Consider the following 23,894-nt stretch of genomic DNA (forward strand, 5'->3'; position numbering starts at 1 on the left):
TGCTGTGCGCGCAGGTGAATTGGTTCTCGGCGATGAGTGAAAAGCGCTGTGCGAAAGGTGAATTAAACAAATGTGGAACCACGCTCGCGGCGCGGCGGAACACACCGGTAGGGTGCCCGATATGTCCCGCGTAGCGATCGAATACTGCACCCAGTGCCGCTGGCTACTGCGTGCGAGCTGGATGGCTCAGGAGTTGCTGACCACCTTCGCCACCGACCTCTCCGAGGTGGCGCTGGTGCCCGGCGAGGGTGGGATCTTCCGCATCACCGTCGATGGTGAGCAGCTCTGGGATCGCAAGGCGGACGGCGGTTTTCCCGATATCGCCGTCCTCAAGCAGAAGGTGCGTGACCGAGTCGCGCCGGGGCGCTCACTCGGTCACACCGATAAGAAGGACGCCGACTGAGGTGTGGATCCCGGCCAAAAAGCATGCCGGGATGACGGGGAGACGTCAGCAGCAGCCTCCGCCACCGCAGCAGCCACCGCCCGACGGCATGGCGGGCAGCTGCGGGGCGGCGGGTACGGCCCCGCCGCGGCTGACCGTCCCGAAGGTGGTCAGCAGTTTCACGGTGTCCGTATGCCCCCGCGGGCAGTCGGCGGGATCGGACGCCTCCGCCATCGGACGGGACATTTCGAAGGTATCGCCGCAGCTGCGGCATCGGTACGCATAACTCGGCACGCGCCCAGCGTAGGCGAGGCGTCGGGCCGAAGTGGAGGTACTCGCCACTCATCGGCGTGCGCCCCGGTCGGCGGCGCGCGGGTCACGATCGGCCTGTCGTTTCCGATGCACTCGGTACTCTCGATTTACGGAGTACGAGGAGGTGGGCTGTGAGCACTCGAGTCTTCGAGACACTGCCGGACGAGGATGTCGACCCGGTGGTACGGACCGAATACGGTCAGGTCCGGGGTCGACGGGAGGGATCCACCGCCGTCTGGCGCGGAATTCCGTATGCCGCCAGTGCCGGCGGACCCAATCGTTTCCGGCCGCCACAGCCCCCGCAACAGTGGGACGGCGTGCGCGATTGCGCCACCTTCGGAGAGATCGCACCGCAGGCCGCCGGATTCGTCCCGGTCGACTCCGGACTGCGGATGGGTGAGGACTGCCTCTGGCTCAATGTGTGGGCACCCACCGTGCGTACCGAAGAACCGCTGCCGGTCATGGTGTGGCTGCACGGCGGCGCCTACTGCCTGGGCACCGCCGCACAGGCCATCTACGACGGCCGCAAGCTGGCCGAGACCGGCGGGCTCATCGTCGTCACGGTGAATTACCGACTCGGCGCGCTCGGCTTCCTGGACCTGTCCAGCCTCGGCCCCGACTTCGTGCCGAATCTGGGCCTGCACGATCAGATCTTCGCCCTGGAGTGGGTGCGCGACAATATCGCCTCCTTCGGCGGCGATCCCGGCAATGTCACCATCTTCGGTGAGTCCTCCGGTGCGGGCTGTGTGACCGCCCTGCTCACCTCACCGCGTTCGGCGGGACTGTTCCATCGCGCCATTGCCGAATCACCGCCCGCCACCACGGTTTTCGGACCGGAGCGCACGGCCGGCGTGGCGCGGCGCTATCTGGAGATCCTGGAGCTGACCGAATCCCGCGCCGGTGAACTCCTCGAATTGCCGATCGAGCGAATCGCCTCGGCCGCGGGCATTCTCTTCGACGAGGTACCCACCAAGGAGCCCGGTCGCCTGGCCGCGGTACCGGTGGTGGACGGCGATCTCCTGCCCGCCTATCCGACCGAACGCTTCCGGGAGGGCCGCTCGCATCGAGTGCCGTTGATCATCGGCACCAATAAGGATGAGGCGTCCATGTTCCGGCTGTTCCGGTCGCCGATCATGCCGGTCACACCGGAGGCGGTGAACGCCATGCTGCTGGGCGTGGCGGCCGAACATCCCGGATTGTCGGCGGAGCGGATCGCCGAAATCGCCTCCGCCTACACGGTTTCCACCCCGCGCGGCGCGCTGGGCCTGTCCACCGATGCGGCCTTCCGGATGCCCGCGCACTGGGTGGCCGAGGCACATTCGGTGCACTCGCCGACCTGGATGTACCGCTTCGACCATGCCACGCCGATGCTCAAGGCGGCGCGGGTCGGTGCGGGGCATGCCACCGAATTGCCCTATGTCTTCGGCAATTTCGGCTCCTTCGAGCACGATCCGACCTTCTGGCTCGGCGGACGCAAAGTGGCGCAGGAGGTTTCCGGTCGCATGATGCGCCGCTGGACCGCCTTCGCCGCACACGGTGTTCCGGCGGCCATCGACGGCTCCAAACACTGGCCGCCCTACAACGTCACCGAGCGCAAGACCCTGGTGATCGATGCCGCCGACAGGATCGTGGAAGACCCTGACGGCGACCGCAATTCGGTCTGGGGCGACCAGGTCGTCGGCTTCTACTGATCACACCGTCGCGGTGGCGCGGCGGCCCAGATTCACCGGCATGCTCGAGTAGCCGTGCAGGGTGTACAGCGGTCGCCGCACCGGGGTGCCCGCCAGCGACAGCTCGGGGAAGCGGTCGAAGAGCGCGCGCAGCGCGTATCCGGCCTCCATCCGGGCCAGGCTCGCGCCCAGACAGGTGTGGATACCGCTGGAGAAGGTCAGGTGGTCCTTGGCATTGGTGCGCGTGACATCGAACTGATCCGGCCGCTCGAACATCTTCGGATCCCGATTGGCGCCCGCCAGCGAGAGCACCACCACGCTGCCCTTGTGCAGTGACACCCCGCCGATCTCGGCATCGCACAGTGCCGTTCGCGCCGTGTTCTGCACGGGCGCGTCGAAGCGCAGCACCTCCTCGACCGCCTGTGACCACAGCTCCGGATCGTCGCGCAGCTTCGCCAGCTGATCGGGATGGCCCAGCAACTGCACCACGCCATTGCCGATGAGATTGACCGTGGTCTCGAAGCCCGCGCCCATGAGCAGGCTGGCCGTCGCCTTCAGCTCGCGATCGTCCAGATCGCCCGCGGTGACCAGGCTGCTGAGAATATCGTCGCCGGGTTCGCGGCGCAGCCGCGCGATGTGCTCGTCGAGATACCTGTCCATATCCATCATGGCGGTGGCCGCTGCCCGCCAGGTGCGCCACGCGATACCGAAGTCCAGCAGTGGGCTCGCCGCATCACCCCACGCCAGGAACTCCGCGCGCGATTCCTGTGGGAAGCCCAGCATCTCGGCGATGATGGCGATCGGCACCTGCGCCGCGTAATCCTCGATGAGGTCGGCGGACCCGTCCTCGGGCAGGGCCTCGAGCAGCTCCGCGGTCACCGATTCGATCCGCTCGCGCAGCCGTCCGATGGCGCGCGGGGTGAACGCCGCCGAGACCGATTTGCGCAGCCGGGTGTGTTCGGGCGGATCGACAACGAGCATGGACGGCGGCTCCACCGGATTCGGCGGCAGCGGTGCGGCGTGGATGAGCCGGGTCAGCGGTGCGGGCAGCTGCACATTGTGCGCACCGAAGATTCCGAATCGATTGTCCCGCAGGATGGCCCGGCTCAGCTCATAGTCGGCGGTGGCCCAGCCGACCGGACCCCGGGACAGTCGCCCGCGACCGCGCAGCTCCTCGATATACGGGTAGGGGTCGCGCAATCCCTCGGTACTGCCGACCAGCCGGGCGAAGGGATCACCCCGCCGGGCCTGCATGCGCAATGCGTACCTGGGGGTGCCCTGTTCCAGCAGCCACCTCAACCAGTATCGCGGGCTCATCATCGCTGACTCCCATCCTCGGATGCCTCCACCGTACGGAAAACGGGTGTGGCGAAAAACATCCCGAAGAGGGAATCGGAAATCCTCCCGTGGCAGGAGTCAGGAGCGCTGCGCGGTAACCCGCTCGGAGCTGACGCGTCGCTCCCGCGCGGCCGGGTCGGGGTTCGCGACCTGCACCAATGACGCTCCGCAGGCGAGCACCGCGACCAGACCATCGATCAATTCGGCCGGTGTTTCCCACGAGGTTGTGGAGAGCACCCGATCCTCGGCGGTGAAGCCCTGGCGCGCAGCGGATTTGCGGGCCTCCTCGAAGACCTCCGAGACCGAGGTGCCGTCGAGGGCGCAGCCGATACCGCTCGGGCGGAACTGATCGCCGTGTACCCGCACGGCGGTCGCGTAATCGGTGACACCGACCGGCAGATCCCGCACCGGCATACCCATCGGGTCCAGCGACAAGGCGGCGACCTCCGGAATATCACCGGCCTCGTCGATGCGATCGGCGGTCACCAGTGCCAGCTCGGCATCGGGATCGGCGTGCAGCACCACCTCGACCCCGGCCCACCAGCAGCCCAGCAGCACCGCCGCGGTCTGCCAGTGCGCGGGCAGCAGCACCGCGACCCGGGAACCGGCCGAGAGTCCGAATTCGTCGCGAATCATATTGGCGGTCTTGGCCGCCCAGTTGGCTAGGGTGAGCGCCGATAGCTCGATGCGCGCCCCGGTGGCGTCGTCGTAATAGGTGATGCGCGGGCCCGCCGGATCGCGGGCGAGGATGGGGTCGAGCACCGCTTCGGTGAGGGTCTCGTTCAGTTCACGCATTTCGGTCCGTTCTTACCGGCATCGATGGGTGGAGCGGGCGGCACCGGGGTCATGGTGTTCGAACTGCTGGTGGTGAAGTCGGAAGTGCTGCCCGTCGCCGAACCGGGACCAGCGTAGTCACTCGCCAGTACCACCCGGATCGAGCCCTCCGGCATCCCGCTCTGCGAGAACACCGGCAGCCCGCCCAGCGCCGCGGCCACGGCACGCGCCTTCTCGTCACCACTGTTCGCCGCCAGTACCCGACTGCTCTGGATCGGCCCGCCGATCCAATTGTCCACCGAGCCGGTGCGGAATCCCTTGCCGGTCAGCGCCTGTGCCGCCTGTCCGGCGAGACCGCCGGTGCCGCTGGCGTTGTAGACGTCCACGGTGACGGTGGAGGGGTCGACACCGCCGGTCTCCTCGTGTGCGTCGTCATCGCCGATGGTTTTGGAGACGTACTTCTGTACGGCGACCGGATCGACCTTGACCACCGATTCGCCCGCGTCGGTCCAGCCGTTGAGGTCCTTGACCGGAATGGTCTCGAACTTCACCTTGCCCCCGGACAAATCCTGCAATTGGTGCATGAATGACAACACGTCCCAGCCGTCGTCGAGGACGACGGTGCGGCCGACGGCATCACTGAGTTCTTTGAGACGGCCCGGATTGGTCAGCGTCTTGGCGCTCAGCACCTGATGCACCAGCTGCGCCATGTACACCTGCTGGCGCACGATCCGATCCAGGTCGCCACGGGGTAGTTCATGGCGCTGGCGCACGAAGCTCAAAGCCTCGGGGCCGTTGAGCTTTTGGGATCCGGCGGGGAAATCCGCGCCCGACATCGGTTCGTACACCGGATTGTTCAGGCAGACATCGACGCCACCGACGGCATCGGTGAGCAGTACGAAGCCGAGCAGACCGACCTCGGCGTAATGGTCCACGGTGATACCGGTCAGACTCGCGACGGATTTGATCAGCGCCTGCCGTCCGGCCTGGGTGGAGCGTTTATCCGCATCGGTCGAGCTCACGCCCTTGTCGAGCAGCTTCTGCTGTTCGGTCAGTTTGGTCGCGCCGTAGGCCGAGTTGATCTTGCCCATCCCCATACCCGGGATATCCACGTACGAGTCCCGTGGAATGGAGATGGCGGTCGCCGACTCGCCATTGTTCGGCACCCGGATGAGCACGATGGTGTCGGTATTGAGGCCGACCTCGTCACCCGCGTGCAGCATGGCCCGCTCATCCTCGGAGAGCGGATTGCCGTGCGCGTCCGTCCGGGAGTCGATGCCGACCATGAGAATGTCCACCGCGCCGTCGCGGCCCCCGCCCAGGCCGAGATTGCCGATCCGCTCGATGCTGGAGACAAGCTGATCCACGCTGTGCCAGCCGAGGCCGGTGACCACCAGGATCAGTATCGCGGCCGCCGCGGACAGCGCACGCAGCGGATTCGCGCGGTGCCGACCGCCCCACGACCTCGACCTCGGTGGGCGGCGCGACGATAGCGGCGCGGATGCCCTCGTGGGTTGCGACAACCTCGGCTTCCTCTCAGTGTTCGGCCGACCACACCCGAACTCCGGGTGACGTCGATGGAATTCCCCCACTAGGCAGGCTAGACGCGCGGCCGGACATGTCCGTGTAGCCGACGCTCCGTGAGTCGTGCGGTCTCGCGCGCGTACGCGCGCGCGACGGAGTGTTCGCGCAGGTGGAGTCGGGTGCGCGCGGTGCCGGACGGGCGTGCCAGACTGGCCGCCGTGACTTTTCCCGCCGTGACACCAATCACCGCGCGGCTCGTGGTGACCGGCGCGCACGGGCAGCTGGGCCGCGCGCTGCTGGCGCTCGCACCCGGTGCGCGGGGATACGGGCGTGCCGAACTCGATATCACCGACGCCGATGCCGTACGCGCCGTGGTGAATCCGGGCGATGTGGTGTTGAACTGCGCGGCGTACACCGCGGTGGATCGCGCCGAATCCGAGGTGGAGGCGGCGTTCGCGGTCAATGCCACCGGACCGGCGGTACTGGCGACCGTATGCGCCGAAGTAGGGGCGTGGCTGGTGACCGTGTCCACCGACTATGTCTTCCCGGGCAATGCCTCTCATCCTTATGAGCCCACCGATCCGACCGGTCCGTCCACCGTCTACGGACGCTCGAAACTCGCGGGGGAGCAGGCGGTTCTGGATCTCGACCCGAACGCTCGAATAGTTCGAACCGCTTGGGTCTACACCGGACAGGGCACCGACTTCGTGGCTACCATGCGTCGCCTCGAGGGTGAGCGCGAGACCGTGAACGTGGTCGCCGACCAACTCGGATCGCCGACGTACGCAGTGGATTTGGCCGCGGGGCTGCTGGAGCTGGCCGCGCGTCTGGGTGCGCCGACCACCCCCGTCATCCCGGCGCGTTCTTGGCCGGGATCCACACCCGCGGGGCAGCGGTGGGTCGCGATGGATCCCGGCCACAAGCATGCCGGGATGACGGAAGGTTCGATTCCGCGAATTCTGCACGCCACCAATGCCGGACAGGCCAGTTGGTTCGAACTCGCGCAGGCCGTCTTCGAAGGTGTCGGCGCTGATCCGAGCCGTGTACTCCCCTGCGGTACCGCGGATTTCCCCAGACCCGCTCCGCGCCCGGCATATTCGGTCCTTTCGGGCAAATCCTGGGCCGCGGCCGGGCTCACCCCGCTCCGAGATTGGCGAGCGGCACTGAACGACGCGCTGTCCGCCATCTCCGACTAGGCTGGGCGTCCGTGAGCCCCTCGGATTCTGCTGAACGGCCGACGCTGGCCGTCGTCACGGTGACCTACTCGCCCGGTGAGCACCTGCAGCACTTCATCAGCACGCTAGCGACCGCTACCAGTGAGAAGCCGCAGGTCATTCTGGCCGACAACGGCTCCACCGACGGTGTGCCGGAGCTGATCGCCGATGCCAACGCGCATGTGCGACTGCTACGCACCGGCGGCAATATCGGATACGGCGGCGCCATCAATCGCGCGGTCGCCGAGATCGATCCGGAGATCGAGTTCATCGTCATCGTGAACCCGGACATTCGCTGGCATACCGACTCCATCGACGAACTGCTCGCCGCGGCCCGCCGCTGGCCGCGCGCCGGGGCCCTGGGCCCCAAGGTGCTCGAACCGGACGGCAGCCTCTACCCGTCCGCGCGCTCGGTCCCCGGCCTGCTCGATGGCGCCGGCCACGCCATCCTCGGCACCATCTGGGCGGGTAACCCCTGGACCCGCCGCTACCGCCAGGAGAACGAGCAGATCTCCGAGCGCACCGTCGGCTGGCTTTCGGGCTCCTGCCTGCTGGTGCGCCGCGCCGCCTTCGACTCCATCGAGGGTTTCGACTCGCGCTACTTCATGTACATGGAGGATGTCGACTTCGGTGATCGCATGGGCCGGGCGGGCTGGCACAATGTCTTCGTGCCGTCCGCGGAGGTCACGCACGCCAAGGGACATGCCGCCGGACGCCACCCGGAGACGATGCTCCCGGCGCATCACGCCAGCGCCTACCGTTTCCAGGCAGATCGGCATCCGCACTGGTGGCAGGCTCCGCTCCGGGTCGCGCTGAAGGCTGGACTTGCGATCCGCTGCAGGCTTGCGGTTCGATCCGCACTGCGCGAACGCGATAAGGCAGCGGCCGAGTCGGCGGGCGTGACTCACTGATAACCCGACAACAGGGGAGATGATGGCGAACAGCGGCAATGCTGCCGGGTCCACGGATGCGGTGATCCTGGTCGGAGGCCAGGGCACCCGCCTGCGTCCGCTGACCCTGTCCGCCCCGAAACCGATGCTGCCCACGGCCGGACTGCCGTTCCTGCAGCATCTGCTGGCCCGCATCGCCGATGCGGGCATCACGCACGTGGTGCTCGGCACCTCCTACAAGGCCGAGGTATTCGAGGAACACTTCGGTGACGGCTCCGAACTCGGGCTGGAGCTCGAGTACGTCTTCGAATCGGAGGCGCTCGGCACCGGCGGCGGTATCCGCAATGTGCTGCCGAAACTGCGGGCCGACACCGTCATGGTGTTCAACGGCGATGTGCTGGGCGGCACCGACCTCAACGGTGTGCTCGAGACGCATCACGCCAGCAATGCCGATGTGACGCTGCACCTGGTCCGGGTGGGCGATCCGCGGGCCTTCGGTTGCGTCCCCACCGATGAGACCGGTCGGGTGACCGCGTTCCTGGAGAAGACCCAGGATCCGCCGACCGACCAGATCAATGCCGGTTGCTATGTCTTCCGCCGCGAGTACATCGAGAAGATTCCGGCGGGCCGCCCGGTCTCGGTGGAGCGCGAGACCTTCCCGTCCCTGCTCGCCGAGGGCGCGCATATCCAGGGGCATGTCGACACCTCGTACTGGCGCGATATGGGCACCCCCGAGGACTTCGTCCGAGGCTCGGCCGATCTCGTGCGCGGTATCGCCCCGTCCCCGGCGTTGCCGGGGCAGCGCGGTGAATCCCTGGTGCATCCCAGTGCGGGTGTGGCTCCGGGGGCACTGCTCATCGGCGGTACGGTGGTGGGCCGCGGCGCCGAGGTCGGTGCGGGCGCGCGCCTGGACGGCGCGATCCTCTTCGACGGCGCGTGTGTCGAAGCCGGTGCCACCGTCGAGCGTTCGATCGTGGGCTTCGGTGCCCGCATCGGTCCGCGCGCGCTGGTGCGCGACGGCGTGATCGGCGATGGCGCGGTCATCGGTGCGCGCTGTGAACTACTACGCGGTGCGCGGGTGTGGCCCGGGGTCGATATCCCGGACGGCGGCATCCGCTTCTCCACCGACGTATAGACGGTGAAACGCGAATCGGCCGCTCCCATTGCGGGGCGGCCGATTTCGTCTTTCCGGTGCGGGTCAGCGCTCCCACTTACCGGGGTTCAAATGGAACTGGACCAGCGCGCTGGCGTGACCGTGCCCCATCTCGTGCTCGGCCTTGAGGTGGTTGACCAGGTCCTTGTGCGAGGTGATGCCGGTTTCGGTGAGGAGTGCGAACCAGTCGTCCACGGAGCGACCGTATTTGGCTTCGATGGTGGGGAAGTACGAGGCCGGGCCGTGCGGCTTGGTGGTCGCCATGGTGTCGCTCCTTTGTGTGCGTGGTTGTAGGGAAAGACTATTCGGGCTTTCGGAATTCATCGGACAGTGGCGGGGCTCACAGTCGAGGCGGCGATGGTGGCGGTGCGGGGCTCGCGGAGCAGCAGCACACCCGTGAGGGCGACCAGGGCGGCGGTCAGGCCGTGGATGCCGAAAGCGGCTGCGGTGGAGCCGTTGTGGGCGAGGACGATGAGCATGTCGCTGACGGGGGCGAGTGCCATCACCAGCATGGTGATGCCGAGGGCGAAGCGCTGGCGGAAGGCGAGCAGGGCCAGGATGAGCAGGCCCATGACGACGTCGCGGTCGCCCTTGACGTTCAGGAAGTCGGCGGCATCGCCGTGCGGCCATGCGGGCATGCCGAAGCCGCTGGCGGCGGCCTCCGGGTCGGTCAGGAAGCCGAAGCCGACGTAGATGATGAAGGCCGCGCCGATGACGGAGAGGGCGGTGGCGATGCGGGAGATTGTCATTAGTTCTGCTCCAAAATCTAGCGCTGCTAACTGATGTGAATGACGCTAGATGATGCATGGGTAGTTTGTCTAGCGATGCTAGAGTTCATTCATGAGCGCCATCCAAACCCGCAAGGAACGCGAACGCGCCGATCGTCATCAGCGCATCATCGACACCGCCCGTGAACTCGCCGAGACCCAGGGCTGGGACGCGGTCACCATTCGCCGCCTCGCCGATGCCATCGAATACAGCCAGCCGGTGCTGTACAGCCACTTCGCGGGCAAGGACGCCATTGTCGCCGCGGTCGCCGAACAGGCCGCGGCCGAACTGGCGGTCGCCACCCGCGCGGCCCGCGAATCGGCCCCCGATCCCGTCGCCGCCCTGGCCGCCGTCGCCGAGAGCTATCTGGCCTTCGCGCGGGACAGCTCGGCCCTCTACGACGCTCTGTTCCTGCTCCGCACCGATCTGAAATTCGGCCCCGAGGCCCCGCAGGCGCTCAAGGACTCCTTCGTGGAGTTGCTCCAGACCTTCGCCCCCTTCGCCGGATCGCACGATGTGGAGACCTTCACCGAGGTCGCCTGGTCCGCCCTGCACGGCCTGGCCACCCTGGATCGAGGCGGGCGGCTGCGCCCCGACTTTCGTGCTGAGCGCCTGCAAATCCTTGTCGCCCAATGGGTTGGGGACGCCTGAATACCCGGGGCGGACCTGCCCTGCCGAGTGGACGGAGTAACCCGTCGAGTGGACGAAGTGCTGGGGTTGGGCCGGGATGACGGGGGATTGTGGCTGGTGCTGCGGCTTGCGTTCCTTGAATCACGGTTTCGGCGGGGAGTTCGCGCCTGCGCATAGGCTGTGTGCATGGCTGACGCGGTGGTGGTCGGATCGGGGCCCAATGGGCTTGCGGCGGCGGTGATCCTGGCTCGGGCGGGGCTCGGGGTCGAGGTCTACGAGGCCGCCGATGCCATCGGGGGCGGCTGTCGTACCGCGGAGGTCACGCTGCCCGGGTTCCGGCACGATCTCTGCGCGGGGGCGCATCCGATGGCGGTGGCCTCCCCGTTCTTCCGGGCCTTCGATCTGCGCGCGCACGGCGTGGAGCTGCTCACGCCGCAGGTGTCCTACGCGCATCCGCTCGACGGCGGCCGGGCCGGACTCGCATGGCGGGATCTGGAGCACACCGCCGACGGGCTCGGTCGCGACGGCGCGTCCTGGCGGCGGCTGTTCGGCCCGCTGGTGCGCAAATGGGAGGACCTGGTCGGGCTGATCATGTCGGATCTGCGGCATCCGCCCATCGATCCGACCGGACTGCTGCGTGTCGATCCGGGTATCGAACTGCGGACCGCGCGCCGCATGGTGGAGCTCTCGACCCGGCTGTGGGATCTGCGATTTCGCGAGGATATCGCACCCGCCCTGCTGACAGGTGTTGCCGCGCATGCGATTCGGCCGCCGCGCAGCCTTCCGGGCGCGGGCGTCAGCATGCTGCTGGGCACCCTGGCGCATGTGCGCGGCTGGCCGGTGCCGCGCGGCGGCAGCCAGGCCATCACCGATGCGCTCGTCGCCGATCTGCGCCGCCACGGCGGCCGCGTCATCACCGGTCACCGGGTGGACTCCATCGACGAATTCGATTCCGCGCGTGCGGTTCTGCTGGATCTGGCCCCGGCCGAACTCGAGCGTATCGCCGCCGATCGGTTGCCGGGCCGATATGCCAAGGCGCTGAACAGATTCCAGTATGGCGGCGCGGCCTGCAAGGTCGACTTCGCCCTCTCCGGTCCGGTCCCGTGGCAGGCGCGCGGTTGCGAACGCGCGGGCACCCTGCACCTGGTCGGCAGTCGAGCCGAAGCGGTAGCGGCCGAAAAGTCCGTCGCCGCGGGCGATCACGCCGAAAACCCGTTCGTCCTGGCTATCCAACCCGGTGTCGTCGACGACACCCGCGCCCCCGCGGGCAAGCACACCTTCTACACCTACGCCCACGTCCCCAACGGCTCCACCCGCGATATGACCGAGGCGATCACCGCCCAGGTCGAGCGCTTCGCCCCCGGCTTCCGCGATCTGATCCTGGCCACCCATGTCCGCACCGCCGCCACCATGCCCGCCCACAATGCCAACTACATCGGCGGCGATATCTCCGCGGGCGCGATGACCTTCCGTCAGACCGTCTTTCGCCCCGTCCCGCGCTGGAATCCCTACCGCACGCCCCTGCCCGGCGTCTACTTCTGCTCCTCGGCCACCCCGCCCGGTCCCGGTGTGCACGGGATGAACGGCCTGCACGCCGCCAGCCACGCTCTCCGCCGTGAATTCGGCATCGCCACCGACCCTCTCGACCTACTTGCTGTAACCGAATCGCACCCTCGATCTCATGGACTAGACTAGACTTAGTCATTTATCCTGGGGGAATGACCTCAGTGAATATCCACGAGGCCAAGACGCATCTGTCTCGGCTCCTTGAACGTGTCGCGAAAGGGGAGCGCATCGTGATTTCCAAGGCGGGAAAGCCGATCGCTGATCTGGTTCCGCACGGTGGTACACCGGTGACCTTCGGCGGTCTCAAAGGGCAACTAGCCTACGACGACAGTTCTTTCGGCATCGATCCCGACATCCAGCGGATGTTCTATGGGGATGATGCCGATGCTTCTGCTTGACAGCCAGACAGCGTTGTGGCTGCTGGACGACAACCCACGATTGGGTGCCAAGGCTCGTGCGATGATTTCGTCCGCGACCGAGGTGTACGTCTCCGCGGCGACGATCTGGGAGCTCACCATCAAGGCGATGCTCGGCAAACTGACGCTGCCGCCGCAATTCACCGAAGCGATCACTGATCAAGGACTGGCTGTGCTCGACATCACCGGCGAGCACGCGGAGGGACTCCGTGACTTTCCCGAACTCGTGCGCCACGATCCCTTCGACCGTTTGATCGTGGCGCAGGCGTACTCCGAGAGATTGCGGTTGCTGACCGCGGATGGTGTGCTGCTGGGCCTGAATCGCAGGTTCATCGTCGATTCCACCAGGTAGTGCTATTGCTTGGTGCGGTAGAGGTCGGGTTCGATGTAGACGTTTCCCGCGGCCGGAACCGCTTCGCGCACACGGGCTTCGGCGTCGTCCAGGGCGAGGGCCGCCGCGGTGATGTCCATACCGGGAGTCATCGAGACCTTGGCGGCGACCAGCAGATCATTGGGGGCCAGGTACTGGGTTTTGAGGTTGAGCACGCGGTTCACCCGCTCACCGTCCACCAGCGCCGCTCGGATGCGCCCCACCTCGTCGGGGGTCGCGCCCTCGCCGATGAGCAGGCTCTGCATTTCGATGATCAGCACCACGGCGATACAGCCCAGCAGCACGCCGATGGCGATGGTGCCGATACCATCCCAGATCGCGTCGCCGGTCAGGGCGGTCAGGCCGACACCGAGGAAGGCCAGTGCCAGGCCGATGAGCGCGCCCGAATCCTCCAGCAGCACAACGGGAAGCTCCGGATTGCGGGTGGTGCGAATGAAGCGCCACCAACTGTTGCGGCCCTTGAGGGGCGTGGAGGCGCGGGTCGCGGTGCGCAGGCTGAAGGATTCCAGCACCAACGCGACCACCAGAATGGCGATGGCGATCCAGGCGTCCTCGACCTGCTCGCGATGCACGATCTTGGCGATGCCCTCCTGGATCGAGTACAGCGATCCGACGCTGAAGATGACCAGCGCGACCACGAAGGCGTAGAAGTAGCGGTTGCGCCCATATCCGAAGGGGTGCAACTGATCCGGTTCCTGCTGGGAGCGTTTGCGGCCGATCAGCAGGAGTCCCTGATTGGCGCTGTCCGCCAGCGAGTGTGCCGCCTCGGCCAGCATGGATCCCGAGCCGGTGATCGCCGCGCCGACGAATTTGGCGAGGGTGATACCGACATCCGCCGCGAATGCCGCGAGAACCGCTTGTCTGCTGCCGGACGCCATACGATCACGTTACCGACGTCGGCGCGGCCGTACCGGCCGTACACGCGCACCGGCCGGACCCGAATTGTGCTGTGGGTCCGGCCGGTTCGATGTTGTGCTCAGCCCTGGACCGGCTGGGAGCGGTAGAGGTCCGGCTCGAGGTAGATCACCCGGGCGGCCGGGACGGCCTCGCGAATCCGGGCCTCGGCGGCGTCGATGGCGGTGGCGATATCGGCGATCTCCAGGCCGGGGACGATGGAGACCTTGGCGGCCACGAGCATCTCCTCCGGCCCCAGGTACTGGGTGCGCAGGTGGATGACGCGGTCGATGGTCTTGTCGTCCACCAGGTTCTCGCGAATCGCGCGATCCTCGTCGGGCGTCGCGCCCTCGCCGATCAGCAGGCTCTGCATCTCGATGATCAGAATGACCGCGATGGCGCCGAGCAGGATGCCGATCGACAGCGTGCCGATACCGTCCCACACCGGTTCATCGGTGATGACCGTCAGCGAGATGGCCGCGAACGCCAGCACCAGGCCGATGAGCGCGCCGGAGTCCTCCAGCAGCACCACCGGCAGCTCCGGATTGCGCGAGTTGCGGATGAACCGCCACCAACTGGCGTCGCCCTTGAGCGGCTTGGATTCCCGCATGGCGGTGATGAAGCTGAAGCCCTCGAGCAGAATGGCGATGCCGAGGATGGCGATGGCCACGAACGGGCTGGACAGCTCCTCGGGATGCTGGATCTTATGGATGCCCTCGTAGATGGCGTACACCGAGCCGAGGGCGAAGATCACCAGCGCGACGATGAACGAGTAGAAGTAGCGATTGCGCCCGTACCCGAACGGGTGCAACTCATCGGCGTCCTGTTCGGCCCGCCGCTGCCCGAGCAGCAGGAGTCCCTGGTTGGAGGTGTCGGCCACCGAGTGCACGGCCTCGGCCAGCATCGACGCCGATCCGGTGATCGCCGCGCCGATGAACTTCGCCACCGCGATTCCGGCATTGGCGCTGAGCGCCGCCAGGATCGCCTTCTTACCGCCACCCGCAGACAATGTGCAGTCCTTCCCGGACCATGTCCGTTTTGTCGCAAACCCTGTTTGAAGTGGACAGCCTACCGAGACAGCCTGCCCGCCATGCAGCCTAGGCCGTACTGAGATCGCAACGGCCCCCGTCATTCCGGCGCGTTCCCCTCCGGTCCTCCCGACGCGTTTTTGGCCGGGATCCACCTGCCGCTGTGGATCGCGGTCAAAAGCATGCCGGGATCACGAAAAAGGTTGTCGTGTCGGGATGAGGAACAGGGCTGCCGTTTCGGGACGACGTACAGGGCTGTCGTGCCGGGACGACAGGAGAGGGCCGCTCTGCCTGTGACGGCGTCGCTCGCGGTCAGTCTTCGTCGACCGTGGCGCAGAACAACTGCGCGGGGCCGTCGATCGCCTGGGCGCGAATCGCGCCGTCGGCGGCGGAGATCCAGGCCGCGTGTCCGCATTCGACCCGTAGTTCGTCGCGGCCCTGGAAGAATCGGATGGTGCCATGCGTGCACAGCGCGATGCCCGGCCCGGTGTGCGGGATGACGATGGGGTCGGCGTCGGCGAGGAGCTCGAATCGGCTCAGCGCGAATTCGGGGGCGGGGGTGTGGTACTGGAAGATGCCCTCGCCCAAGGCTTCCGGCTCGATGATGGGCAGGTCCAGGGGTTCGAAGTCCAGCACTCGAAGCAGTTCGGGAACATCCACGTGCTTGGGTGTCAGACCACCGCGCAGCACATTGTCGGAGTTGGCCATGATCTCCACGCCGACCCCGCGCAGGTACGCGTGCAGGTTTCCGGCGGCCAGGAACAGGCCCTCACCGGGTTCGAGGGTGATGCGGTTGAGCAGCAGCGCCGCCAGGGTGCCCGCATCGCCCGGGTACGCCTCGGCGAGCTCGAGCACCGTGCGCACCTCGGCGATGAATTCCTTTCCCGCACCATTGGTTCGGGCGTCCCGCTCGGAGAGATAGCGCACGCAGCCGTCCAGGACCTTGGGCAGCAGCTTGCTCAGGCTGGTCTGGGGCAGCGCGATCCAGGTGGTGAACAGCGTGCGCAGTCCCGCCGAATCGGGTTGCGCACCGAGCAGGTCCGCATACGACTCCAGTTCGGGTACCTCGAGCGCGTGCAGCAGCCGCACCGTTTTCACCGGTTCCCGGAATCCGGCCAGCGCCTCGAACCGCTCCAAGGCCACCACGAGTTCGGGCTTATGGTTCTCGTCCCGATAGTTCCGCATCGGCGAATCGATCGGCACCCCGGCGTTGTTCTCGCGCTGGAAGCCGTGCCGGGCCTGCTCCAGGCTCGGATGCGCCTGCAGCGAGAGCGGCTCCTCGGCGGCGAGGATCTTCAGCAGGAAGGGCAGTCGCCCGCCGAATTCGCCCGCGACAGCGCCGAGTTCGCGCTGCGGGTCGGTATTGACCACCTCGAGTAGTGATTGGCTGTGCCCGTTGATCCGCACCTGTGCGGGATCTGCGGGATGAGCGCCGAACCAGAGTTCTGCCTCCGGATGCGCGGAAGGAACCGGTCGCCCGCACAGCTGAGCGAGCGCGGTGCGTGAACCCCAGGCATAGGATCGCAGCGCACCAACGAGTTCGTGCACTAGTAGTGTCCCCCGTCGTAGCTACCCGTGGTCGAGGCCGGGCGGGCACCGAGTAGTCGTAGATAGGCTGCCGCCATCTCCAGCCGAAGCGCAAGTACCGCAAGCTGTTCCAGTTCCCCACGGCTCGCGGGCGGGCCGGGCGCGGCACCGAGTTCGGGATCGGCCGCGGCGGTCTCGGCATCCACGTTCACCAGTTCGGCATCGACCAGTCCGGCATCGGAGCCGAAGACCGCGAGCCGTCGCCGCGCCGCGGACTGATCGGCATCGGAGCTGAGGACGAAGAGTCGTACCTGTTCCACCGGGGCCGGACCGTCCAGCTCCTCGTCGTGGAAGAGTGGATCGAAGCCCGGTGCGGCCACCCCGGCGGCCTGTACCAGACTGCCGTGCGCCGCAACGGCTTCGGCCAGTGTGACGGCCGAGGTGATCTGCCCGGCCGCGGCCAGCAGCACCTCCGAACCGTGCGTGGCCAGAATCGCGGCGGCAGGCGAATCACCCGCGAGCACCATGCGCTTGCGCTGCTGCATCCGCGTCGCCAGGGTCTTGGCCGGATTGTGGAACGCCTCATGTTGCGGTCCGTCGCGTAGCGCCTCGGCATCGAGCAGATCGGCGAGCGCGTTCAGATCGGGCAGCATCGGCCCGGTGCGATTGGGGTCGACCGCGGCCAGTACCGCCATGCCGACGGCCAGGTAGCGCAGTAGCCGATTGTGGTCCAGGACCCGGACTCTCGGCGGCAGCATGGTGGCTCTTCCGGCGGCGGCGGCGCGTAGCGGCCCCTCGTCGGGGGCGGCGACCACGACCTCGGCACCGCGGCGCACCGCGAAGTCGACGGCCTCGGCCAGCCGCGGATCGCCCGCGTCATCGCCGGCGACCAGCACCACATCCAGCGGACCCACCCACGGTGGAATCGAGGCGGCGGCCACCAGCGGCATGCTGGTGCGATCGCCCAGCGCGGCCACGAGTAGCGCGGCGGCGCGTGCGGCCCGCCCACTTCCGGAGACCAGTACGAGACTGCGCGGGCGTAGCTCTCGCAGTCGGGTGAGCGCGTCCTCGGCGAGTGCCGCGGCGGTCGCGCGAACCAGTGCGCCACCGGAGGCGGCCGAGCGCAATGTCCCTCCGGCGTCCGCCGCCTCCAGCGAGGCGACGTCATCGAGGTCGAGTACGGGTGTCCCAGCGATCATCGGGCGTTGCCACCTCCCCTCATCCGGGTCACCAGACGCTGGTGAATCCAAGCTCTGTGATTCCACTATTCCAGTCAGGCGCGGACGATGCTCAGGATCTCGGTGACGAGTTGGTCTACTTCGTCCTGCGATCGGGCTTCGACGTTGAGTCGAAGCAGCGGTTCGGTATTCGAGGCCCGCAGATTGAACCAGGCGCGGTCGGCGAGTTGCACGGTGACGCCGTCCATCCGATCCACCGACTTGGCGCGTTTGCCGAACGCCTCGAGCACCGCCACGGTGCGCTCCTTCGCATCAGCCACGGTGGAGTTGATCTCTCCGGAGGCCGCATATGTCGCGTACGCGGACGCGAGCTCGGACATCGGCCGATCCTTCTCGCCCAGTACGGCCAGCACATGCAGCGCCGCCAGCATGCCGGAGTCGGCGCCCCAGAAATCGCGGAAGTAGTAGTGCGCGGAGTGCTCGCCACCGAAGATCGCCCCGGTCGAGGCCATCTGCTGCTTGATGAACGAGTGGCCGACGCGGGTGCGCACCGGCGTGCCGCCGAGCTCGGTCACCAGCTCCGGCACCGCCTGCGAGGTGATCAGATTGTGGATGATGGTCGCGCCCGGTTCCTTGGCCAGTTCGCGCTCGGCCACCAGTCCGGTGATGGCGGACGGGGAGACCGGATCGCCCTTCTCGTCCACCACGAAGCAGCGGTCGGCATCGCCGTCGAAGGCCAGGCCGATATCGGAGCCCGTCTTGCGGACGTAGTCCTGCAGATCCACCAGATTCTTCGGATCCAGGGGATTGGCTTCATGATTCGGGAAATTGCCGTCGAGTTCGAAGAACAGCGGCTCGATGGTGAACTGCGCCAGCGTGCCCAGTACGGCCGGAACGGTGAAGCCGCCCATGCCATTACCGGCGTCCACCGCGATGCGCAGCGGGCGCGCCGAACTCAGATCGACCAGCCGGTGCAGGAATTCGGCGTAGGCCGAGAGCAGATCCTGTTCGGTGGCGGTACCGCGCGGGCCGTCGAATTCGGGCACGCCCGCGATGACCTCATCGGAGATGGTGGCCAATCCGGTGTCCTGTCCGACCGGCAGCGCCTTGGCCCGGCACAGCTTGATGCCGTTGTACTTGGCCGGATTGTGCGAGGCGGTGAACATCGCGCCCGGGCACTCCAGATGACCGGAGGCGAAGTACAGCTCGTCAGTGGAGGCCAGGCCGATATGCACGACATCGAGGCCCTGGGCCAGTACGCCGTCGGCGAAGGCGGAAGAGAGTTCGGGGGAGGAGTCGCGCATATCGTGGCCGATCACCACGCGCTTCGCGCCTTCACTCCGCATGAGTCGTGCGAACGAACCGCCCACGTCACGGACGAATGCCACGTCGATCTGTTCACCGACGACTCCGCGGACGTCATAAGCCTTGATGACTGCATGCACGGACTCGGCGGAGCGGGGCTCTGTCATGCCACCCACACTATCCCGCCTCCCCGAGCCTTTTGCGCCCGGCTTGGGAGCCGTGGACTGTTGTGCACGCGTACCAGCGGTTCAGTGCCAACCCGATTTTGGGCGTACCCGACGAGTTACCCCGACCGTGCGAAATCAGTCGTTCCGTTCGCGACATCCGGCGCTCTATCTGCCGCAACTCAACTGGGTGGGTCCGGGAGTACCCGTAGGTGCCCGCGTCTACCGGTGCGATTGGGGCGCTGAGTGGCGGGCGGATAATCGGTGTAGCCGCGCGGGTCGGGTTCCGGTGTGCGGCGCCGCAATCCGGCTTCGCGGACGGCCTCGGCCAGGGCGGTCAGGTCATCGTCGTCGGGGGTGCCGGAGGAGAAGCCGCCCTCATGCTTGACCAATTCCCAGCCCTTGGGGGCGGTGATGCGGGAGGCGTGTGTTTCGCAAAGGTCCCAGGAGTGCGGTTCGGCGACGGTGACCAGTGGTCCGACCACGGCCATCGAGTCCGAGTACACATAGGTCAGCGTCGCAACGGCCGGATTCTTGCAGCCTGGACGGCAGCAACGACGCATGGGAATCACGCCATGCAGGGTAACCCTCCGGGCGCGCCGAGGGGGATAGACACGCTCAATGAGGTCGGCCTCACTTCAGATTTGCACGCTCCGTCGGGCCCGTCGCCCCAGAGGACATCACCCCAAAGGTTCGCGGCCGTCCCGGTTCTGGACTGAGTGGAGCGGAGGAGCGAAGCGGGGGAGCGGAGGGAGGGAAGAACCGGGACTTCGGGGCCGCGAACCCGCGTCGCCGAAGGCGGCGCCGACGACACCGTGCGGAGGGAGGGATGAACCGGGACTTCGGGGCCGCGAACCCGCGTCGCCGAAGGCGGCGCAGATGGACACAGTAGATTCGTATTATGACCCGTTCCCGTAAGAGGCCGCCTACGGCGCGGTCTGTCATCCGCCGCGGGCGGGGTGTGCGCGGGCCCATGTTGCCGCCGACGGTCCCTGCCCGGCGTACGCGCGGGCAGCAGTTCGACCGTCTCGTGTTGGAGGCGTTCGCACCGCTGGAGAGTCGCTGGCACGACCAGCTCACGAAGTTGGATATCGCGGTCGACGATGTGCCGAAAATCCGTCCGCTGCATCCGGATTCGGTGACGTGGCCCGATGAGGTCGTCGCCGACGGCCCGGTACCCCTGTCGCGCCTCATCCCGGCAGGGGTGGACCGATACGGCCAGGCGACCCGCGCCCGAGTCGTGCTGTTCCGCAAGCCTTTGGAGCTGCGTGCGGGTGACCCGGACGACCTGGTGGACCTGCTGCGCGAAGTTCTCGTCCAGCAGATCGCCACCTACCTCGGAGTGGAACCGGATGTGATAGATCCGGAACCGGGTGAATAGCGAATTACTCCGGACCACACGGCGGCAGTGAAAACGGCTGCCGCTCAGTGTGTTTCAAAGCTTGCTGTGTTGGGTACACAGCAAGCCCGGTTCAGATGATGCCGCGCTTGAGGCGACGGCGCTCGCGCTCGGAGAGTCCGCCCCAGATGCCGAACCGCTCATCATTGGCGAGGGCGTACTCCAGGCATTCGTCGCGAACTTCGCAGCCCAGGCAGATGCGCTTGGCCTCGCGGGTGGAGCCGCCCTTCTCGGGGAAGAACGCCTCCGGGTCGGTCTGGGCGCAGAGCGCCCGTTCTTGCCACTGCTCCGCCTCGGTCATCTGGCGACCGCCGCGGGAAAAACTGTCGAACGCTTCATCATTGCCCGTGACGATCAGGCTCAGGCGCGGTGGTTCGGGCTGGTACTGCGCACGAGCCCATTGACCGCCCCCCGGCCGTATCGTCATCGGTTCACCCCCCTCGATTCCGTTCCAAGCATCGGCGCAGAAGTCAGGTGCTGCGCCAGCTGTGGAATCGGTTTGCGATACACCGCCTGGAATATTCGACGGGGCCAGCTCATCGGCCATCGCTCCGCCTCCTCACTGTGTGTTAGCGCAGAATGATTAATCCGTCGGAACCGATCCCACCGACGGCCCAACACCGCGACGTAGTCCCGCGGCCATCCCCGAGCTGTTCGCCATTCCGAATGTACGAACGCCTGTTCGAAATACCGTCCGCGCCTTGAGCTCTCGCGCGGACCCGGAATGACATGCCTGTGATTAGACACGCCGGGCGTGGCGATGGTCAAGCCGCCGAAGCTATTCCGTTACCATCTCGGACCCCGTTCGGGAAGGTTCCCGCAGATCAGACAGCAAATTCACAGCAAATATCCCATGGGGCGTGTCCGCACCCGAACCGCATAGGCTGTGCGGATGTGACTCGAGAACAAGCGGACACCGCACCCGGCACCGGTCTGCGGATCGCGGTATTGGTCGGCGGAGTAGGCGGCGCTCGGTTCCTGCAGGGCGTGCGCGCACTGGTCCCCGGGGCCGAGATAACCGCCATTGTGAATGTCGGTGACGACGTCTGGATGCACGGTCTGCGCATCTGTCCTGACCTGGACACCTGCATGTACACCCTGGGTGGGGGCATAGACCCCGAACGCGGCTGGGGGCATGCGAACGAGACGTGGAACGCCAAAGAGGAATTGGCGAAATACAACGCTCAGCCCGATTGGTTCGGACTGGGTGATCGCGATATCGCGACCCATCTCATTCGCACCGAAATGCTGCGTCAGGGGTACCCGCTCTCCGCGGTGACCGAGGCCCTGTGTAAACGCTGGGAGCCCGGTGTGCGGTTGCTGCCCGCAACCGACGATCGGTCCGAAACGCACGTTGTTATCGGGGACCCGGAGAGTCCTGGCGAACGTCGCGCGATCCATTTTCAGGAGTGGTGGGTGCGATACCGAGCAAACGTAGAGACCCATGGATTCGTGACTATTGGGGCGGATCAAGCAAAACCGGCTCCCGGTGTGACGGAAATCATAGCGTCCGCGGACGTCGTTCTTCTGGCCCCCTCGAACCCCGTGGTGAGCGTCGGATCCATCCTGGCCGTGCCCGGTATCCGGGGCGCGCTGCGCACCACCACCGCCAAGATCATCGGCCTGTCGCCGGTGATCGACGGAAAACCGTTGCGCGGCATGGCCGATGAATGCCTCTCCGTGATCGGTGTCGAGACCAGCGCCGAGGCCGTCGGCAACCACTACGGCGCGCGCACCGGCACCGGCATCCTGGACGGCTGGCTCATTCACAGCACCGATACCGCCGAGGTACCCGGCGTCGAGGTGCGCAGCGTCCCGCTGCTCATGTCCGATCCCGCCGCCACCGCCGAAATGGTGCGTCAGGCCCTGGATATCGCGGGCGTGAAACCATGAGTGCGCCAACGGGAATGCGAAACTTCGCGGGAGTGACAGCGTGACCACAGAATCGAACGCGCCCGACGGCCTTCCCGTACCGGGCCCGGCCGCAACGCCCGGCGATCATGCGTCGGGCGGCGAATTGCGCATTTTGCCGATCACCGGGCTGCCGGAGTTCCGGCCGGGCGATGACATCGCCGAACATATTGCGGCACAAGCGCCTTGGTTGCGGGACGGCGATGTGCTGGTGGTGACCAGCAAGATCGTCTCGAAGGTCGAGGGGCGCATTGTCAGCGCGCCCGTCGATCCCGAGGAGCGCGATGCGGCGCGCCGCGAACTGGTGCGGCAGGAGGCGGTGCGCGTGCTCGCGCGCAAGAACCGCACCCTCATCACCGAGAACAAGCTCGGCATCGTGCAGGCCGCCTCCGGTGTGGACGGCTCCAATGTCGAAAAGGGCGAATTGGTGCTGCTGCCGGTCGATCCGGACGCCAGCGCCAAGGCGCTGCGCACCGCGCTCGCCGAACGCCTCGGCGTGCGGGTGGCCGTGGTCGTCACCGACACCATGGGCCGGGCCTGGCGCAACGGTCAGATCGACGCCGCCATCGGATCCTCCGGACTGATGGTCATGCACGACTACGACGGCGCCATCGACGGGCAAGGCAATGAACTGCACGTCACCCTGGTCGCCATCGCAGATGAACTGGCCGCGGCCGCGGATCTGGTGAAGGGCAAACTGGGTGCGGTCCCGGTCGCGGTGGTGCGCGGACTCGAGTACACCGACGACGGCTCCGGCGCGGTCGATCTGCTGCGCCGCGGCGCGGAGGACCTGTTCTGGCTCGGCACCGAGGAGGCCATCGCGCGCGGGCGCGGCGAGGCCCTGCTCATGCGCCGCTCGGTGCGCCAATTCGCCGATGCCGCAGTCGATCCCGAGGTGATTCGGGCTGCCGTGGGTGAGGCGCTCACCGCTCCCGCCCCGCATCACACCCGCCCGGTGCGCTTCGTCTGGCTGCGCGAGCGCGGCCTGCGCGATCGACTGCTCGAGGCCATGGCGCAGAAGTGGCACCAGGATCTCGCCGGTGACGGGCTCTCGCCCGAGCGCGCGGAGAAGCGAGTCTCGCGGGGCCGCATCCTGTTCGACGCCCCCGAGGTGATCATCCCGTTCTGCGTGCCCGACGGTGCGCACGACTATCCGGACGAACGCCGCCGCGCCAACGAGGCCACCATGTTCAATGTGGCGGTGGGCGCGGCCGTACAGGGTCTGCTGGTCTCGCTCGCCACCAAGGGCGTCGGCAGCTGCTGGATCGGCTCCACCATCTTCGCCCCGGAGATCACCCGTGAGGTGCTCGGTCTCGCCTCGGATTGGAATCCGCTGGGAGCCATAGCGATCGGCTACCCACTGGAGGAGCTCGTACCGCGTGATCCGCGCGAGCCGGGGATCGGACTGGTGGAGCTGTGATCGGCGCTGTGGATCCCGGCCAAGAAGCGTTCCGGGATGA

The 23,894-nt window shown here is 67.0% G+C and carries 25 protein-coding genes; 12 read left to right on the forward strand and 13 right to left on the reverse strand.

All coding sequences use genetic code 11. The annotated features are described in order from the left end of the window. Positions 1 to 121 precede the first annotated feature (121 nt). A complete protein-coding gene (locus OHB26_RS17940) occupies positions 122 to 403 on the forward strand; it encodes a SelT/SelW/SelH family protein (protein ID WP_330185297.1) in 282 nt (93 codons plus the stop codon). 45 nt (positions 404 to 448) lie between these two features. On the opposite strand, the gene OHB26_RS17945 is transcribed toward OHB26_RS17940, so the two are convergent. Further along, positions 449 to 676 carry an FmdB family zinc ribbon protein gene (locus OHB26_RS17945; protein ID WP_330185298.1) on the reverse strand — a complete coding sequence of 76 codons (228 nt, stop codon included), beginning with the start codon at positions 674 to 676 and terminating at the stop codon, positions 449 to 451. A 149-nt stretch (positions 677 to 825) separates the two neighbouring features. Here OHB26_RS17945 and OHB26_RS17950 point away from each other — a divergent pair, with 149 nt between their 5' ends. Further along, the gene (locus tag OHB26_RS17950) at positions 826 to 2,385 is read left to right on the forward strand and encodes a carboxylesterase/lipase family protein (protein WP_330185299.1); all 1,560 of its coding nucleotides are present in this window, start codon (positions 826 to 828) and stop codon (positions 2,383 to 2,385) included. Here OHB26_RS17950 and OHB26_RS17955 read toward each other — a convergent pair whose 3' ends face one another. The 3 genes from OHB26_RS17955 to OHB26_RS17965 all read right to left on the reverse strand — a co-directional run bounded on the left by OHB26_RS17955 (position 2,386) and on the right by OHB26_RS17965 (position 5,909). Further along, positions 2,386 to 3,681, reverse strand: a complete 1,296-nt coding sequence (locus OHB26_RS17955) for a cytochrome P450 (RefSeq protein WP_330185686.1) — start codon at positions 3,679 to 3,681, stop codon at positions 2,386 to 2,388. Positions 3,682 to 3,780: 99 nt separating this feature from the next. After that, positions 3,781 to 4,497 carry a TIGR03089 family protein gene (locus OHB26_RS17960; protein ID WP_330185300.1) on the reverse strand — a complete coding sequence of 239 codons (717 nt, stop codon included), beginning with the start codon at positions 4,495 to 4,497 and terminating at the stop codon, positions 3,781 to 3,783. Beyond that, the gene (locus tag OHB26_RS17965) at positions 4,485 to 5,909 is read right to left on the reverse strand and encodes an LCP family protein (RefSeq protein WP_330185687.1); all 1,425 of its coding nucleotides are present in this window, start codon (positions 5,907 to 5,909) and stop codon (positions 4,485 to 4,487) included. The genes OHB26_RS17960 and OHB26_RS17965 overlap by 13 nt, the downstream gene beginning before the upstream one ends. 300 nt (positions 5,910 to 6,209) lie before the next feature. On the opposite strand from OHB26_RS17965, the gene rfbD reads away from it, so the two are divergent. From rfbD to OHB26_RS17980, 3 genes are read left to right on the forward strand one after another with little or no spacing between them, the layout of a single operon-like run. Then, on the forward strand, positions 6,210 to 7,196 hold the full coding sequence (gene rfbD / locus OHB26_RS17970) for a dTDP-4-dehydrorhamnose reductase (RefSeq protein WP_330185688.1): 987 nt from the start codon (positions 6,210 to 6,212) through the stop codon (positions 7,194 to 7,196). Between the two features lie 11 nt (positions 7,197 to 7,207). Further along, entirely contained in the window at positions 7,208 to 8,125 is a 918-nt protein-coding gene (locus OHB26_RS17975; protein WP_330185301.1) for a glycosyltransferase family 2 protein, read from the forward strand. Between the two features lie 22 nt (positions 8,126 to 8,147). Then, positions 8,148 to 9,239 (forward strand): sugar phosphate nucleotidyltransferase, encoded by a 1,092-nt coding sequence (locus tag OHB26_RS17980; protein WP_442943021.1) that lies wholly within the window; start codon positions 8,148 to 8,150, stop codon positions 9,237 to 9,239. A gap of 63 nt (positions 9,240 to 9,302) precedes the next feature. Here the strand turns inward: OHB26_RS17980 and OHB26_RS17985 are convergent, their stop codons facing one another. Together OHB26_RS17985 and OHB26_RS17990 are read right to left on the reverse strand one after the other, a co-directional pair. Beyond that, positions 9,303 to 9,521, reverse strand: coding sequence for a DUF4287 domain-containing protein (locus OHB26_RS17985; RefSeq protein WP_330185303.1), 219 nt, complete (start codon positions 9,519 to 9,521; stop codon positions 9,303 to 9,305). Between the two features lie 56 nt (positions 9,522 to 9,577). Further along, entirely contained in the window at positions 9,578 to 10,006 is a 429-nt protein-coding gene (locus tag OHB26_RS17990; RefSeq protein ID WP_330185304.1) for a DUF4267 domain-containing protein, read from the reverse strand. A gap of 91 nt (positions 10,007 to 10,097) precedes the next feature. Between OHB26_RS17990 and OHB26_RS17995 the strand changes: the two genes are divergently transcribed. The 4 genes from OHB26_RS17995 to OHB26_RS18010 all read left to right on the forward strand — a co-directional run bounded on the left by OHB26_RS17995 (position 10,098) and on the right by OHB26_RS18010 (position 12,989). After that, the gene (locus OHB26_RS17995; RefSeq protein ID WP_330185305.1) at positions 10,098 to 10,676 is read left to right on the forward strand and encodes a TetR/AcrR family transcriptional regulator; all 579 of its coding nucleotides are present in this window, start codon (positions 10,098 to 10,100) and stop codon (positions 10,674 to 10,676) included. 165 nt (positions 10,677 to 10,841) lie between these two features. After that, positions 10,842 to 12,350, forward strand: a complete 1,509-nt coding sequence (locus OHB26_RS18000; RefSeq protein WP_330185306.1) for a phytoene desaturase family protein — start codon at positions 10,842 to 10,844, stop codon at positions 12,348 to 12,350. Between the two features lie 23 nt (positions 12,351 to 12,373). Next, positions 12,374 to 12,619, forward strand: a complete 246-nt coding sequence (locus tag OHB26_RS18005) for a type II toxin-antitoxin system Phd/YefM family antitoxin (RefSeq protein WP_330185307.1) — start codon at positions 12,374 to 12,376, stop codon at positions 12,617 to 12,619. Next, positions 12,606 to 12,989, forward strand: a complete 384-nt coding sequence (locus OHB26_RS18010; protein WP_330185308.1) for a type II toxin-antitoxin system VapC family toxin — start codon at positions 12,606 to 12,608, stop codon at positions 12,987 to 12,989. The genes OHB26_RS18005 and OHB26_RS18010 overlap by 14 nt, the downstream gene beginning before the upstream one ends. Positions 12,990 to 12,991: 2 nt before the next feature. Here OHB26_RS18010 and OHB26_RS18015 read toward each other — a convergent pair whose 3' ends face one another. The 6 genes from OHB26_RS18015 to OHB26_RS18040 form a co-directional block, all read right to left on the reverse strand. Further along, on the reverse strand, positions 12,992 to 13,906 hold the full coding sequence (locus tag OHB26_RS18015; protein ID WP_330185309.1) for a cation diffusion facilitator family transporter: 915 nt from the start codon (positions 13,904 to 13,906) through the stop codon (positions 12,992 to 12,994). Between the two features lie 98 nt (positions 13,907 to 14,004). Next, the gene (locus OHB26_RS18020; RefSeq protein WP_330185310.1) at positions 14,005 to 14,931 is read right to left on the reverse strand and encodes a cation diffusion facilitator family transporter; all 927 of its coding nucleotides are present in this window, start codon (positions 14,929 to 14,931) and stop codon (positions 14,005 to 14,007) included. A 331-nt stretch (positions 14,932 to 15,262) separates the two neighbouring features. After that, positions 15,263 to 16,498, reverse strand: a complete 1,236-nt coding sequence (gene manA / locus OHB26_RS18025) for a mannose-6-phosphate isomerase, class I (RefSeq protein ID WP_330185311.1) — start codon at positions 16,496 to 16,498, stop codon at positions 15,263 to 15,265. Continuing rightward, complete coding sequence (locus tag OHB26_RS18030) at positions 16,498 to 17,676, reverse strand: tobH protein (RefSeq protein ID WP_330185312.1); 1,179 nt, start codon at positions 17,674 to 17,676, stop codon at positions 16,498 to 16,500. Before OHB26_RS18030 ends, manA begins: the two co-directional genes overlap by 1 nt. Positions 17,677 to 17,750: 74 nt before the next feature. Beyond that, positions 17,751 to 19,127, reverse strand: a complete 1,377-nt coding sequence (locus OHB26_RS18035; protein ID WP_330185313.1) for a phosphomannomutase/phosphoglucomutase — start codon at positions 19,125 to 19,127, stop codon at positions 17,751 to 17,753. A 179-nt stretch (positions 19,128 to 19,306) separates the two neighbouring features. Then, on the reverse strand, positions 19,307 to 19,687 hold the full coding sequence (locus OHB26_RS18040) for a DUF3499 domain-containing protein (protein ID WP_442943022.1): 381 nt from the start codon (positions 19,685 to 19,687) through the stop codon (positions 19,307 to 19,309). 338 nt (positions 19,688 to 20,025) lie between these two features. Between OHB26_RS18040 and OHB26_RS18045 the strand changes: the two genes are divergently transcribed. After that, on the forward strand, positions 20,026 to 20,505 hold the full coding sequence (locus tag OHB26_RS18045) for a metallopeptidase family protein (RefSeq protein WP_194853038.1): 480 nt from the start codon (positions 20,026 to 20,028) through the stop codon (positions 20,503 to 20,505). A 91-nt stretch (positions 20,506 to 20,596) separates the two neighbouring features. On the opposite strand, the gene OHB26_RS18050 is transcribed toward OHB26_RS18045, so the two are convergent. After that, on the reverse strand, positions 20,597 to 20,824 hold the full coding sequence (locus OHB26_RS18050) for a WhiB family transcriptional regulator (RefSeq protein ID WP_033089244.1): 228 nt from the start codon (positions 20,822 to 20,824) through the stop codon (positions 20,597 to 20,599). Positions 20,825 to 21,456: 632 nt separating this feature from the next. On the opposite strand from OHB26_RS18050, the gene cofD reads away from it, so the two are divergent. Together cofD and OHB26_RS18060 are read left to right on the forward strand one after the other, a co-directional pair. Next, positions 21,457 to 22,416 carry a 2-phospho-L-lactate transferase gene (gene cofD / locus OHB26_RS18055; protein WP_330185689.1) on the forward strand — a complete coding sequence of 320 codons (960 nt, stop codon included), beginning with the start codon at positions 21,457 to 21,459 and terminating at the stop codon, positions 22,414 to 22,416. 40 nt (positions 22,417 to 22,456) lie between these two features. After that, complete coding sequence (locus OHB26_RS18060; RefSeq protein ID WP_330185315.1) at positions 22,457 to 23,854, forward strand: coenzyme F420-0:L-glutamate ligase; 1,398 nt, start codon at positions 22,457 to 22,459, stop codon at positions 23,852 to 23,854. Positions 23,855 to 23,894: the final 40 nt, after the last annotated feature.

This window comes from Nocardia sp. NBC_01503 (assembly GCF_036327755.1).
In the GTDB taxonomy this organism is placed as follows: domain Bacteria; phylum Actinomycetota; class Actinomycetes; order Mycobacteriales; family Mycobacteriaceae; genus Nocardia.

Coding starts and splice junctions, on each gene's coding strand:
- OHB26_RS18005 (WP_330185307.1), top strand. CDS start 12,374: ATGACCTCAGTGAATATCCACGAGGCCAAGACGCATCTGTCTCGGCTC.
- OHB26_RS18015 (WP_330185309.1), bottom strand. CDS start 13,906: ATGGCGTCCGGCAGCAGACAAGCGGTTCTCGCGGCATTCGCGGCGGAT.
- OHB26_RS17990 (WP_330185304.1), bottom strand. CDS start 10,006: ATGACAATCTCCCGCATCGCCACCGCCCTCTCCGTCATCGGCGCGGCC.
- OHB26_RS18000 (WP_330185306.1), top strand. CDS start 10,842: ATGGCTGACGCGGTGGTGGTCGGATCGGGGCCCAATGGGCTTGCGGCG.
- OHB26_RS17985 (WP_330185303.1), bottom strand. CDS start 9,521: ATGGCGACCACCAAGCCGCACGGCCCGGCCTCGTACTTCCCCACCATC.
- OHB26_RS18050 (WP_033089244.1), bottom strand. CDS start 20,824: ATGACCGAGGCGGAGCAGTGGCAAGAACGGGCGCTCTGCGCCCAGACC.
- OHB26_RS18045 (WP_194853038.1), top strand. CDS start 20,026: ATGACCCGTTCCCGTAAGAGGCCGCCTACGGCGCGGTCTGTCATCCGC.
- OHB26_RS18035 (WP_330185313.1), bottom strand. CDS start 19,127: ATGACAGAGCCCCGCTCCGCCGAGTCCGTGCATGCAGTCATCAAGGCT.
- OHB26_RS17940 (WP_330185297.1), top strand. CDS start 122: ATGTCCCGCGTAGCGATCGAATACTGCACCCAGTGCCGCTGGCTACTG.
- OHB26_RS17995 (WP_330185305.1), top strand. CDS start 10,098: ATGAGCGCCATCCAAACCCGCAAGGAACGCGAACGCGCCGATCGTCAT.
- OHB26_RS17960 (WP_330185300.1), bottom strand. CDS start 4,497: ATGCGTGAACTGAACGAGACCCTCACCGAAGCGGTGCTCGACCCCATC.
- OHB26_RS18010 (WP_330185308.1), top strand. CDS start 12,606: ATGCTTCTGCTTGACAGCCAGACAGCGTTGTGGCTGCTGGACGACAAC.
- OHB26_RS18040 (WP_442943022.1), bottom strand. CDS start 19,687: ATGCGTCGTTGCTGCCGTCCAGGCTGCAAGAATCCGGCCGTTGCGACG.
- OHB26_RS17955 (WP_330185686.1), bottom strand. CDS start 3,681: ATGAGCCCGCGATACTGGTTGAGGTGGCTGCTGGAACAGGGCACCCCC.
- OHB26_RS17980 (WP_442943021.1), top strand. CDS start 8,148: ATGGCGAACAGCGGCAATGCTGCCGGGTCCACGGATGCGGTGATCCTG.
- OHB26_RS18030 (WP_330185312.1), bottom strand. CDS start 17,676: ATGATCGCTGGGACACCCGTACTCGACCTCGATGACGTCGCCTCGCTG.